This window comes from Rhodococcus sp. FW305-130, assembly GCF_058788335.1.
The window spans coordinates 319989-333230 of record NZ_JBYTAP010000006.1; the positions used below are offsets into that span (position 1 = coordinate 319989).

The 13242-nt window shown below is 61.3% G+C and carries 12 protein-coding genes; 7 read left to right on the forward strand and 5 right to left on the reverse strand.

Annotated features, from left to right (window positions below):
* Positions 1 to 73: 73 nt before the first annotated feature.
* Positions 74 to 1489: an NAD(P)/FAD-dependent oxidoreductase gene (locus AC3WQS_RS20630; protein ID WP_019748456.1), complete on the reverse strand. Its 1416-nt coding sequence runs from the start codon at positions 1487 to 1489 to the stop codon at positions 74 to 76.
* 410 nt (positions 1490 to 1899) lie between these two features.
* Between AC3WQS_RS20630 and AC3WQS_RS20635 the strand changes: the two genes are divergently transcribed.
* On the forward strand, positions 1900 to 2697 hold the full coding sequence (locus AC3WQS_RS20635; RefSeq protein ID WP_283384389.1) for an ArsR/SmtB family transcription factor: 798 nt from the start codon (positions 1900 to 1902) through the stop codon (positions 2695 to 2697).
* A 421-nt stretch (positions 2698 to 3118) separates the two neighbouring features.
* Here the strand turns inward: AC3WQS_RS20635 and AC3WQS_RS20640 are convergent, their stop codons facing one another.
* Positions 3119 to 3412: a hypothetical protein gene (locus AC3WQS_RS20640; protein WP_492712215.1), complete on the reverse strand. Its 294-nt coding sequence runs from the start codon at positions 3410 to 3412 to the stop codon at positions 3119 to 3121.
* A gap of 58 nt (positions 3413 to 3470) precedes the next feature.
* On the opposite strand from AC3WQS_RS20640, the gene AC3WQS_RS20645 reads away from it, so the two are divergent.
* Genes AC3WQS_RS20645 through galE form a run of 5 tightly spaced genes read left to right on the forward strand, consistent with a single transcriptional unit; the run spans position 3471 to position 8917 of the window.
* Entirely contained in the window at positions 3471 to 5558 is a 2088-nt protein-coding gene (locus AC3WQS_RS20645) for a glycosyltransferase (RefSeq protein WP_492712216.1), read from the forward strand.
* 60 nt (positions 5559 to 5618) lie between these two features.
* Positions 5619 to 5891, forward strand: coding sequence for a PqqD family protein (locus tag AC3WQS_RS20650; protein ID WP_397510298.1), 273 nt, complete (start codon positions 5619 to 5621; stop codon positions 5889 to 5891).
* Positions 5892 to 5898: 7 nt separating this feature from the next.
* Positions 5899 to 6777 carry a hypothetical protein gene (locus tag AC3WQS_RS20655; protein WP_492712218.1) on the forward strand — a complete coding sequence of 293 codons (879 nt, stop codon included), beginning with the start codon at positions 5899 to 5901 and terminating at the stop codon, positions 6775 to 6777.
* Positions 6756 to 7886: a nucleotidyltransferase family protein gene (locus AC3WQS_RS20660; protein WP_492712219.1), complete on the forward strand. Its 1131-nt coding sequence runs from the start codon at positions 6756 to 6758 to the stop codon at positions 7884 to 7886. The genes AC3WQS_RS20655 and AC3WQS_RS20660 overlap by 22 nt, the downstream gene beginning before the upstream one ends.
* Positions 7883 to 8917, forward strand: a complete 1035-nt coding sequence (gene galE / locus AC3WQS_RS20665; protein ID WP_462375742.1) for a UDP-glucose 4-epimerase GalE — start codon at positions 7883 to 7885, stop codon at positions 8915 to 8917. The genes AC3WQS_RS20660 and galE overlap by 4 nt, the downstream gene beginning before the upstream one ends.
* Here galE and AC3WQS_RS20670 read toward each other — a convergent pair.
* The gene (locus tag AC3WQS_RS20670) at positions 8889 to 9872 is read right to left on the reverse strand and encodes a hypothetical protein (RefSeq protein WP_492712221.1); all 984 of its coding nucleotides are present in this window, start codon (positions 9870 to 9872) and stop codon (positions 8889 to 8891) included. The genes galE and AC3WQS_RS20670 overlap by 29 nt on opposite strands.
* A 487-nt stretch (positions 9873 to 10359) precedes the next feature.
* Here AC3WQS_RS20670 and AC3WQS_RS20675 point away from each other — a divergent pair, with 487 nt between their 5' ends.
* Positions 10360 to 11493 (forward strand): GGDEF domain-containing protein, encoded by a 1134-nt coding sequence (locus tag AC3WQS_RS20675; RefSeq protein ID WP_020969633.1) that lies wholly within the window; start codon positions 10360 to 10362, stop codon positions 11491 to 11493.
* On the opposite strand, the gene AC3WQS_RS20680 is transcribed toward AC3WQS_RS20675, so the two are convergent.
* Together AC3WQS_RS20680 and AC3WQS_RS20685 are read right to left on the reverse strand one after the other, a co-directional pair.
* The gene (locus AC3WQS_RS20680; protein WP_019748468.1) at positions 11482 to 11955 is read right to left on the reverse strand and encodes a DUF5709 domain-containing protein; all 474 of its coding nucleotides are present in this window, start codon (positions 11953 to 11955) and stop codon (positions 11482 to 11484) included. The two genes, AC3WQS_RS20675 and AC3WQS_RS20680, sit on opposite strands and share 12 nt — an antisense overlap.
* A gap of 73 nt (positions 11956 to 12028) precedes the next feature.
* Entirely contained in the window at positions 12029 to 13204 is a 1176-nt protein-coding gene (locus tag AC3WQS_RS20685; RefSeq protein ID WP_254664956.1) for a lipase family protein, read from the reverse strand.
* Positions 13205 to 13242 lie beyond the last annotated feature (38 nt).

Genomic DNA, 13242 nt, shown 5'->3' on the forward strand with positions numbered 1-13242 from the left:
ACAAAAGAAAGAAGGGCGGCTGTGGAGTTGAACTCCACAGCCGCCCTTCGTTATTCGCCCAGGCGCTGATCGATCAGCCGGCGGCCTTCTGCTGCTTGCCGGCAGCCTTCTTGGCTTCGCCATTCGAAGTGCTGCCGGACTCCGTCGCTTCCTTGTTCTTCTTCTCCAACTCGCCCATCGCGTTTCGCGCGAAGACCTGCTGCTCGGTGGACGCCATCTGAGCACGGCCACGCCCGAAGAACGTCACTGCCCACGACAAGAGCGTCGAGGCGCGTGAACGGAATCCGACGAGGTACAGGAGGTGAATTGCCAACCAGGCAACCCACCCGATGAAGCCGCTGATCTCGAGCTTGCCCACCTTGGCTACCGCGCTGAAGCGCGAGATCGTCGCCATACTGCCCTTGTCGAAGTACTTGAACGGAACTCGTTCCGACGGGGACTTTCCATCCAGTGACGCTTTGATCTGCTTGGCCGCATACTTGCCGCCCTGCATGGCGACCTGAGCCAGTCCGGGAAGCTTGTCGAGCGACATCATGTCGCCGATGACAAAGACGTTGGGGTGTCCGGGAAGCGACAGGTCAGGATTGACCATCACTCGGCCGGCGCGGTCGGTTTCTCCGCCGCTTTGCTCTGCAAGCTGCTTGCCGAGAGGGCTGGCCTGCACGCCGGCGGACCAGACCTTGCACTGCGACTCGATGCGGCGAAGAGTGCCGTCCTTTTCCTTGATGATCAGACCGTCGTTGTCGACGTCGGTGACCATTGCGTCGAGCTGGATCTCGACGCCGAGCTTCTCGAGCGTCTCGGCAGCCTTGCGGCTGAGCTTCCCGCCGTACACGGGCAACACGGCAGGGGCGCCGTCGAGGAGCACGACGCGCGCTTCACGAGGATCGATCTTGCGGAAGGCGCCGTCCAGCGTTCGACGGGAAAGCTCGGCGATCTGCCCGGCCAATTCCACCCCGGTGGGGCCGGCGCCGACCACGACGAAGGTGAGCAAGCGCGCGCGCTCGGCGGGATCGTCCGACAGTTCGGCCTGTTCGAAGGCCCCGAGGATTCGTCCGCGCAGTTCGAGGGCGTCGTCGATCGTTTTCATTCCGGGGGCGAACTCCGCGAACTGATCGTTGCCGAAGTACGACTGACCGGCACCTGCTGCCACGATCAGACTGTCGAACGGCGTAACCGTGACGCGTTCGAGCAGACGCGAGGTCACGGTCTGATTCTCGAGATCAATGGTCTCAACCTCACCGAGCAACACCTGGGCGTTCTTCTGCTTGCGCAGCACCAGTCTCGTGGCGGGAGCGATGTCACCGACCGAGAGGATGCCGGTCGCAACCTGATAGAGGAGCGGCTGAAACAGATGGTGGGTTGTACGCGCGATCATCGTGATGTCGGCATCGGCTTTTTTGAGAGCCTGAGTGCCGAACAATCCTCCGAAGCCGGAACCGATCACCACTACGCGGTGGCGGTGCGGTTCAACCGACTGGATGCTCATTCCGTACTCCTCGAGTTCTAGGCGACAGTCCTACGGTAGTCCCACCGCGGCCGAGCTTCTCTGCGAGCAGTCCGACGCGCGCCGGTGTGTCCGAATCGATCAAGCAGCCTCCGGCGGCGATCACCCCGAGACGCGTGTGATCGTCGCGCCGGGGGTGTTCACCACTTTGTCGAGGTGTCAGCTACTGGCGGACCGACAAAATGAACAGTGCGATGCACCCGCCGACGAAAACCAGGATCGACAGAGCCACCGAGGCATACCCGACACCCACTCCAATTGCTGCCCAGTCCATGTGCCCAACCTCTCTTACGGTGCGATCCGGGATTCAGATCACATCTGCCTGAAGACATCACACCCTATTTGTCCCCACTTCCGAAACCCGGCACGCCCAACCATTGACATGCAAGCAAATGCTTGCATATCGTGAAGTTGTGAACGACCGGATGAATGCAGCCTTCAAAGCACTTGCCGATCCCACGCGAAGACTTCTGCTGGACCGCCTGTTCGTAGCCAACGGGCAGTCGCTCGGTGAGCTGTGCGAGAGCCTCGAGATGAGTCGCCAAGCTGTCACGCAACACCTCACGGCGCTCGAGGATGCAAATCTGATCAGCACGGTACGGCAGGGGAGAACGAAACTTCACTATCTCAATCCCGTTGCGCTCGAGGAGATTCGAGAGCGATGGATCAACAAGTTCGAGGTACCGCGCCTGCATGCGCTCAGTGCCGTCAAAAAACTCGCGGAGGAAGCCATGACCGACAAGCCCAGTTTTGTATATGTCACCTACATCGCCAGTACGGCCGAGAACGTCTGGAAAGCACTCACGGACGCGGGGGCCACTGCAGAGTATTGGGGACACAGCAACGTCTCCGACTGGCAGCCGGGATCGACGTGGGAGCACCGCCGGATCGACGGTTCGAACATCGCGGATGTGGTCGGCACCGTAGTCGAAAGCAGCGCACCGTCCAGGTTGGTCACCACCTGGGCTGATCCGAACGGCGAACCGGGCGTCGATATCTCGCGGGTGAGTTTCGACATCGAAGCCTTCGGCGCGATCGTGCGATTGACCGTCAAGCACACCGATTTGGCAGACGAATCGGCTCGCATGGAGGTAGCGGGCGGATGGTCGGCGGTGCTGTCGAATCTGAAGTCCTACCTCGAGACCGGAAATACTCTTCCGGTGGCGCCGTGGGAGATGCCGGTCGGTTGACGGTTGTCGACCGGGACAAACGAGTCCCCTGAACAGGAGGAGATCGCCGTACTTCTGTCCGAACAGTCGGCGCAGTCCGGACTCAAATTCGCATACCCGTCAAATATCGGCGCGTTCAGTCTGTAAAGTTGCCGGAAGGATGCTAGCGTTTTGCCCGACATCGAGTGAGGACGACCTCGTCTCGGACGCATGGGAGAAACGCTATGGGCGGCGACGCTTTTCAGAATGTTCCGGTTGATCGACGCAAGTTCGTCAAGACAGTTCTAGCGGCCTCGGCGGTAACTGTTCCGGTCGTGACGTCGATCAGCCTCGGTGGTGCGGCACCGGCCTTCGCAGCCGGTGATACGCCGAACCTCTCCGGAGCTCCTACTCGAGGCCAGCAGAATCCGAATCAACCAGGCGGCGAGCAACCAGGCGGGAATCAGCCCGGTGGTAATAGTCCGGGAGGGAACCAGCCGGGCGGAAACGAGCCGGGCAACCCCGGATCGTCGGGAAGTTCGGGATCGTCGGGAAGTTCGGGTAGTTCCGGGAGTTCGGGATCGTCTGGAAGTTCCACAGGTTCCGGATCAACCGGTAGCTCGTCAGGCTCGGGTGGAACGACGACCGCCAAGCCCACCGGGCCGACGGAGCCGACCGTCCCAACTGTCCCAACTGTGCCGACCACTCGCACCGAGCCGACGTTCCCAACCAGCCCGACCAAGCCGACAGATCCCACGGAACCTGCGTAACCGACGTAATCGATACAACGCCACGGGTTCCCAGGGAGCACACCGATGCCCGAGTTCGACGAAGCCCTGCACCGCGCTCTGAAGAAGCTTCAGAGCGCGGTGCCAGTACAGGTGAAAGAAACTCCGCCGCACGGAGAATCTGCCGACCTCACCATTGCAATCGCGACCTACGACGATTTCGACGGCGCATACTTCACGATCCACTCGATCCTGGTCCATCATCGCGAGATTCTGGACAGAGTCGAATTCGTCTTGTTGGACAACAACCCCGAGGGGTTGCCGGCGCCGATGCTCGAATCGTTTGCCGGTTACATCGATCGGTTCCGCTACATCCCGTTCACCGACGTTCGATCGACTGCGGTGCGGGACGTCCTGTTCCGCAAGGCCACCGGAAAGTATGTCCTGGTCCTCGACTCCCACGTGATCCTGGCACCGGGATCGTTGTCGGCGTTGCTGGCGTATTTCGATGCAAATCCGGAAACTGACGATCTGATCCAGGGACCGATGCTCTCCCAGGATTCCTCGCACATCGCGGCCACCCACATGGACCCCAAGTGGCGCAACGGAATGTTCGGCTCCTGGGGAGTTGATCCGCGCGCGAAGCAACACCCTGACGTGCCTTTCGAGATCATCATGCAGGGCCTCGGCTCATTTGCCTGCAGGCGTGAGGCATGGCCGGGATTGAACTCGCACTTCACCGGATTCGGCGGTGAGGAGGGATACATCCACGAGAAGTTCCGGATCAACGGCGGAAAGGTCGTCTGCCTTCCGACATTTGGTTGGCACCATCGATTCGAGCGCCCGGCGGGTGTCCCGTATCGAATAAATTGGGAAGATCGCGTTCACAATTACCTGCTCGGTTGGAGTGAGGTCGGATGGGATCTCAACTCACTCCATCGTCAGTTCTCCAGGTACCTCGGTGATTCGTATCCCGAGATTCGTCGCCGTGCCGAACTGAGCGTCCAGCGACCCGAGTTGGTCTTCGGTGGGGTGATCGTTCTCAGCGACGACGGCCGAGTCGCTCCGTGGCGTTCATGCCTGGCGGAGGCCGAGTCGATCGAACTGACCGTTCACCGTGCCATTCCGGCGGAGGACGACGGTCCGGATGGGTGGAGGACGGCCTCAGCGTTCGTCGCCGGACTCGACAAGGCGATTCTGCTGGGCTGGAAGTCGGTGGTCTTCCTGGACGAGGCTCGCGTGATCGAACCCGCGGTTATGTACAAGCTGCGGAACATAACAGACGACCTCCCCGCCGAAGCCGATGCGGCCGTCGTCCACGCACACGGCGAAGACCTGGTCGGGGCTGCACTGATTGTTCGCGCCGCGGCATACCGAACCTTGCGAGACGAACTCTCTCGGAGCATGGACGGACCCGTGCGGTCCGACTTTTCACTGGCGACCTATCTGCTCGAGCGGGGCGCAGTCGACGTTGTGCTCGATCGCCCACTGTCGCCTGCCCGAGTAGGGGGAGAACCCACCCCGGTTGTTGAGGATTCCAACTCGGACCTCGGTGTTGTCGTCGTGAATCTTGACCTCGATATCGACAGATGGAAGGCGTCCTGGCATCGATTCATTCGCTTACCGCGCGTAACAGCGGTGGAGAGAGAATCAGCTTTCGAGGACGTGATGAATCAGGAAGCGGCCTTTGCCGTCTCGTGGCGTCGCGCGGTTTCTCGGGCGACCGAGAAGAGCTGGGATTCGGTCCTCATTGCAGCTGACGACGTGAGTTTGCTGGATGCGGCTGCGTCGATCCTGGACCACGCACGTGAAGAGCTCGATCACCGCGATTGGGATGTCGTCCAACTCGGACACGACGCGAAATCGGCCGACGGAGCGCTGATCGACGGTTCGGCGCTCTTGCGCACCAGTCCGGAGAACCGTGGAGTTCACGCCGTCCTCGTTCATTCGCGCGCCTTCGAACGAATTCTGGACGCGATTGCGGATCCGGAGGTAGACCCCGAAGCATTCGAAAAATGGGCGGGCCACTACCAAACTTTGGGCAACTACCTGGTGGATGCGAACGCCGGGGGAGTGCTCACGTGTCTGACGCTCGCACCCGGCATCGCCTCCACACGCAGCCTGATTCGTTCGGGCGCAATCGAATCCGAATACTCACGACGCTTCTCGCTCTGACACCACCCCGACACAAATAGCTCAACACAAATATCGGACTCGTTGGAACAAGGAGATATCTTGACGGAACTACTCGAAGACGCGAGGCCTCAGCGCTCACAGACGGTGGAGAGCAATGATCTCACCGACGGTGTCGTGCTGTACGACAGTTCCAGCGAGGTGGCCCATCACCTCAACCCCGTCGCGACTTTGGTGTGGGAACTGTGTGACGGCCGGACCGTCAGTGACATCGTCCAGGCGGTGTCGGAGGTACTCGAGATCCCTGACCATGACGCGGCGTCGGTGGTCAGCGAGACCTATGGACAGCTGAGCGCCTCGCGTCTGCTGGTGTGAGAATCCCGTGACAGGCAGCCACGTACCACAATTCCGAACGCACTACCTGTGGGTTGATGCGATCGTGCGCGGCCCTGCCATACCCGAACTCGGTGTCATCGAGCATCGAATTGCCAGCCCCTGGCCTGCGGACCACAACGTCGAAGTTCGGATTCAGCGGAATCGATCGACGTTCGGTCGCTGGGACGCCACCATCGACTCGACCATCGGAGGCAGCAATGAACCGCTGATCGGTCTCGACGGACTCCACCTCGCGGAGAACGTTTACCGCACTGTGCACCGGGATGTCATGACGGCCGCAGATACCGAACTGTGGACACGCCTGCATGCCGCTCTGGTCGACTGCAACGGTGTGAGAGTGGCGATCGCCGGGCACTCCGGGGCGGGTAAAACCACCTTGGCGCTTGCCCTTGCCTTACGGGGTGCACAACTGCGAGCTGACGAAGGGGTCTTCATTCGCGGTACCGAAGCGGTGGGCTTGCCGCGCCGGGTCCACCTGAAAGCCGGTACGTTCGACGTTCTCCCGGACATCAAGGCGCACGATTCGCTGTATCTCCCGTATACCCCTTCGGTGTGGGCACTGGACCCGTCGACATTGCCCGCTACTCCCAACGTCGATTCGGCGGTTCGCGGAATCGATCTGGTGCTGATTCTCGATAAATGGGACGGGGGTCCTACTCGTATCGCGCCGATGCCCGCACCCCAGGCGATACAGTCGCTGGCCGAGCAATCCGCTCTGTGGTCCGACAATCACGGACTGACCCTGAGAAACATCGCTGCCCTGCTCTCGAATGCCCCGTGCTACAGAATGATCCGGCACCACGGCGACACCGGCGCCGACATCGTGGAGGAACTGGTGGCGTCATGCGTGACACCCGGTACCTGATTTCGATGTTGGAACCCGAGCACGGGGCCGACGTCATCCGTTCGTGTTCGCAGCAAGATTGGCCCCGAGTCATCGACGCCGCTGCCAGGCACAAGGTGCTGCCGCTGCTGGCCGCCCGCGCAGTCGATGCCGGCTTCGCATCGGTCCTGCCGGCGAGTTTCGCCGAAATGCTGTCGGAATCCGCAGCTAGCGCGTCGAGTCCGGAATTGACGCTGAGCCTTGTCCATCACCGAAACGCGCTTCGTATCGCGGACCTCGATGCGCAGCGCGTAGAACTGCAAGAGTTGTTACACAGCAGCGGATTTCCGACTGTCGCGCTGAAAGGTGCTGCCCTTCTCGAGCGAAGAATCTGGCCGAACCCGGCGGCACGACGGATGACGGACATCGACCTCTTGGTCGTGGATCCCGCACACGCCGTTCCAGCCAACGACGCGATCATCGACTTCGGCTATCGAATGGTTCGCCCGGACGAGGTGGCAGGGGATTCCATCGATCACGACGATCATCAGGAACCAGCGCTCCTTCGCGACGACCGTCACGGCTCCGTCGAAATCCATTCACACTTGCTTCCGCGGTTCGCCCGTCACGCGTTGACCCGCGAGTCCGTGGTCCGAGGACTCAGCGCGGAGACCGAAGGATCCAGGCTTGCCCTTGCCGATGTCACGCTCCATGTCATCGCTCACGCGCGGCTTGCCGATCGCGCCTTGATTCGCGCCGATCTGGCGTTGAACAGCGTCTTCGACGTGGGGTACCTGTTCGCCTCCGAGCCGTCACTCCCGGCGATGCTCGCGCGACGCCGATTGCCACGCGATGTCCGTCGGGCGGTGAACGTCCACTGGGCTGCGGTGGAATCGATCTTCGGAGTGAGTACCGGGGTAACGACCACCTCGGCGCGTTGGTGGTGGCAATGCACGCTGTGGTTGGCCGATCGCCCACGCCTGCACTCGCTCTACCGCGATCTGGTCATGGTGCCTCTCTTTCTCGACCGTGATCGGCTTTCCATCCGGGACGGGCGCGACCTACGTGGATGGGACTTGGCACGCTCACGCGTGTCCCACTTCGTCCGTCGTGCGAGGACTGCCGTCGAAGATGCCGGGGGAGCAGCGTGAAAGTACTGATCACCGGCGGAGCGGGATTCATCGGAAGCACCGTGGCGTCGAAGTGCGTCGACGCCGGGATCGATGTCGTGATTCTCGACAACCTGCTGACCGGCCGTGCCGAATTTGCGCACAGATTCCCGTTCTACTGCGGCGACATCGCGGACGAGAAACTGCTCGACAAGATATTCGCAGATCATCCCGATATCGATGCCACAGTTCACTGTGCGGCCTTGATCGTGGTCGGAGATTCCGTGAGTAGCCCGGCGCGGTACTACGAGAACAACGTATCCAAGTCACTGACGCTGGTATCGAGTGTCCTTCGGAACGGGTGTGAGCGCTTCTTGTTCAGTTCCTCTGCTGCGGTGTACGCGCCGAGCGACGGTGGGTGTGTCGACGAACATTGGCGGATCGCACCGCAGAGTCCCTACGCGCACAGCAAGGCTCAGTTCGAAACGATGCTTGACGACATCGTGGCGGCCACAGGATTATCGGCAATATCTCTACGCTACTTCAACCCTGTCGGGGCAGATCCGGAATTGCGAAGCGGACCAGCGTCGGCGCGCCCGACCCACGCACTCGGAAAGCTGTTCGAATCATATTCGACAGGAACGCCTTTCAGGGTTACGGGGACGGATTGGCCGACGCGCGACGGATCGGGAGTGCGTGACTACGTTCATGTCTGGGACCTTGCAGACGCTCATGTTCGAGCACTCGAAAGGTTCGACCGGGTCACCGCTGATTCATCACGCATGACTGTGGTCAACTTGGGCAGCGGGCGGGGGACGACGGTGTGGGAATTGGTACACACATTCGAGAACGTGCTCGGCGAAGACGTCGACGTGGTCGCTGCCGACCGACGCACCGGTGACACTGCCGGTGCCTATGCGTCGAACGATCGTGCGTTACGACTACTCGGGTGGGTTCCGACGTTCACCCTGGAACAGGGGATCGAGGACACTGCACGGTGGCTGGCCGTACGGGCGCACCGGCTGAATTCTGCGCCGCTGAGCGTCAGCTTGGTGGCTCGCCCTCGACGGTGATGTTGTTGCTTCGTAGCCAGAATGTGGCGTCCGGATCCCACCCGGCGAGCACGGTGGCCCCCGAGTTGGCCGACAACGGGATCGCGATGCCTGGCGTGGTGAGATAAGCCATCAAGGTCAGATGGACGGCGTCGTAATCTGCGGCCACCGAAACCCAGTCCGGAATGAACCAGTCACGGTATTCACCGGTCGTGTCGTACCAAACGAAGCGACGTGAAGCGGGCACTGGCAGGGGATAGGTATCGACCAGATTCGCCCAGTCCTGCGGACCGGTGATCTCGTAGATGCGGGGCGCGCCGTAGATCCTTACCGGCTGCACCCGCGCCTCGTTCGAGGAGCTGTCTTCTTCGAGAAACACCCCGAGGGCCCCGATACCGTCGCGGGCCCTGGTTGTTTCGGTTGTGCCGTTGGCAAAAGGGGTAGGCCACCATTCGCCTCCGATGTTACGGTCCGGATCTTCGATCTGGTATTTCAGAAACTGACGTTCGTTGTCGAGTGCCTCATCGCGCCACTGTTCGAGGCCGTCCTTCGTGGGGTAAATCCGCAGGGGTAGGCCCGACCAGCCGTAAATGGGGTTTCGCTTTTCAACCAGATTCTGGTTCAGGCGGTCGATCGGCTCGGTCCACCATGCGGTGTGTGGCGAGTCGAGTAGTGCTCCGGCAATCGGTCGCAGCGCCGCTGCGACATCCGGCCGGACGAAGATCAGGTCTTCTTCGTCCGGCGGCTCCCAGTAGCGTGCGCAATCTACGGCATACGCAAGACAGTGCAGAATCTCGAGTTCGGACATCTCGGCGATTGCCCGGATATCAACAGCGCCGAGAACTTCGAGCGCATGTTCCGGCGATTGAGGCCAGTGTCCACCGGAGTTGCTTGCGCTGGCGCGGCACGCGTGCCCGACGTTCGCACAGAAGCGACGGCCACGTGGTGAACCGAGGACGAGTGCAACGGAATCCATGTGGGTAAAGCTAGCGGACAGGCTGACGGGGGACGTTCGAATAACCATTACTTGACATAATGTAGATTATCGGCAAATTGTCGACCTGGCGATATCGGCTCATGATCCGTTTCCTGCGTCGTCGATCCGTAGATGTATCTGTCGACCATTCGCGTGCTTCCGCCCTGAACCGCTGGACGCATTGCGTGAGCTGATCATCTTGGCGTGCCCGTCGTCGGACAATCAATCGTCGCTCGCCGTCCGACCCCGGCCGGCCACCGAGCAACCCTGCCGCTCAGGTGTCCAGGCCGCGCGGCAGGCCGCCTGACGCGGGTTGATGTTGATGGATGAGTCTCGCCCACTCCCAGCTACCCCGCCTCAATTCGTCACTGTGACGTATTGGGGACGACAGGCTGCGTGCGGGTGCAGTTCCATTGTCATCGCCACGGACTACTATCGCCGCATGTGTTTTATTTCGACCGGCCGCTTCGAATGATCAGTGGCCGCGATGAGTGACACACCCAAGGCCGTGCACCGCTGGCTTGCAGTGCCAGACCAGTTCGACCGATTCACGCGATTCTTGCGCGACAACGGAATTCTGATGCCGACTCGGATAGGCATCGGCATATTGGTTTTCCTCCTGGGAGTCACGATTCTGCTGAAGCGACTGGGCACCCATTCGGTACAGACCATCGGATTTCCGTTGGACGTCGTCATCGCAGTGCTCGTGATGATCGGCGGAACAGCGCTGCCGTTCACTGCGACGACCCGGGAACGGTCGTACCTTTTTGTCATCGCGGGCGACCTCGCTGTTGCGGTGATCGTGCTGGCGGAGGCCAATCCGGATCAAAGGCTGTTGGGGTGCCTCGTCTTCGGACTCGTCGGCTCGTATATAGCGTTCTTTCACAATCTTCGAGCGCAGCTGTGGCACCTGCTGTTTTCCGGGGCGGTCATCGTTATCGCCAGCATTGGCGTGTTCACCGATGTACCTTCCGGCCTCTCAGACGTCCTGGGACGCATTGCCTTTGCCATCCCTGTCATCACCGTCATACCGGTGGTCACGCAGATTGCTCTGGCGCTCCTGAGCAACGACGCTCAAAGCTCCGAACTCGATCCGTTGACGGACCTGCTGAATCGGCGCGGACTCTCACGGCGGACTTCCGAACTCCTGCAAGCGAAATCCAGCCTCGACCAGTCCTTGCTGGTGGTGGTGATCGACATCGACAATTTCAAACACTTCAACGACACCTACGGTCACGACGTCGGCGACCGCGTCATCCTGCGCACGGCGTATCGACTCCACGACTGGGCCAGATCGGACGCAGCGATCGCTCGTATCGGAGGTGACGAGTTCGTCGTCGTTCAGATCATGCCGTTGCCGTACGTCGGCGACTTGCTCGCACGGATCGCCCCCATCATGAACTCCCCTACGGGCGAACCACTCTCGACGACAAGCATCGGCATAGCCATACACAACGGCGGCTGGCCAGACGTGCAAGCAGCAGAAAGTGGCGTTCACGATCTACATCGCCTAGCCGATTCGGCGATGTACGAAAGCAAGAGGATGGGTGGAAATCACGTCCACTCCATCGTTCTCACCGATCAACAGCCACAACAGTCAGGCGGTCGGTCAGTCGTCTGATTCTTCGATCAGATGCATCGCGGCTTCCTCCGCCGACGCTGCGCCGCCGTCGATTCCGACGTCTCCGGCAATGAGTTCGCTTTCCTCGTCCTCGTATCGGCCCTCGTCTTCGGCAACGAGACGCCCGACGCGGCGATTTCCGACTTCGTCACCGTTCGGGAATTCTTCTTCCCGTTCGAATTCGTCGGCATCTGCCGGATCCTTCAGGGGATCTCCCAGTGACGCGTACGGATCCGGTTCTTCCTCGGCCAGGCGCTCGTCGAGGGTCTCCCCCGCCGATTCCTCACTGCCGGTCAACCCGTGGGCGTCCAGGCCCAATGGGCGTTCCGGTGGTGAGATTCCCTCGTCGAGAATGTCGTCCACGCCTCGATCGATCAGGGTGTCTTCGGGTTGAAGCTGGTCGTCGGGATCGAGACTGTAATCGCCATTGCCGGCCGCGCCGGTGTCATCCGTGTCGCTCATACGATCAACGATGCCACGGGCACACCGAGTTGGCCATGTGCCGCGCCTGCTCGATACATCACTCCGGAGACATTCAGCACGAACGCGGGGCCGGCACTCCGTCGAACCGGTCCTGCAGGTACTCGAACGCGGTGGGCAGACCGAGGACCGCAGTGGTGAGGTGGTCCGGGCTGGGGAACAGCTGAGATTGAACCGTGGCTCCGGCGGCGCAGTACCGAGAAATCGTGTTCACCACCGAATCGATGGGGATAAGGACGTCGTCGGGCGTGTGCCATTCGAATACCGGGGCAGTCGGCACACCCGGATAAAGCTCGACGCTGTTGTCGTCCATAACCTTTCGCACTTCGGGGCTGGACAACAGGGAAGTCGACGTCGACACCTGGGAAGCGCTGCGTCCTGCGCCGACTCTCAGGATGTCGTTGGTGCACGCGTTGGTGAGTTCGGTCCGCATCGACCGACCGAGGTCGTTGAGTTGATTACTCAGCGGAAGAAGATCGGGGTACTCGCGTTCGAGGCCCATTGCTGCGGCGAACGCGAGGCCGAATGCCGGGTGCGGATCCTGTCCGAGGCCGTTGGCCATCTTGGACAGATTCATCGGAACGCCGCCCTCGGCTACACCGACGAGGTTGACCTCGGGTGCGTAGCTCGGGGCCAGTGCGGCCGCCCACGCGGTGGCCATGCCGCCGCCGGAGTAACCGGCAATACCGACTGGGCTGGCGCCACTACGCAATTCGGAGATTTTCTGAACGGCGCGGATACCGTCGAGCGTGATCTGTCCGCCCAGGCGCGCGGCGCCGTAGGCGCTGTTGGGTCCGAGATGGTCGGGAAGGGCAATGGTCCATCCACGTTGAAGCGCGACGTTGAGGATGGGCGCTTCACGGATGACGATGTTGGGATCCGATGCGTAAAGCGCGCGAGATGGCGCACATCCCGTTCCGAGTGCGTTGACGATGTGCTGATAGGAGAGCAACGGGCCGTCTTGCGCTTGATTCGGCGGGACCAGGATCGTGCTGACCGCGGCGATCGGCTTGTTCTCGGAGTTCGTGGACCGATAACTGACCTGCCAGATCGCGACGCCGGGAAAGGTCATCAGGTCAGGGGCCCGGCGCACGGAGATCGGCGTGCCGGCGGTCCCTTCGGCCGCTGCTTGCGAATAGAACGGGTCCGGGTCAGGTGCCGGATATGCGGGATCTGCTTGTGCAGTCCACCCGGAGAGAAGTGCGGCAGTCAGTGCAGCAGCAGTCAGCATCGATCCGGTAAACACGCGTCTGGTTCGCAGTTTCAACG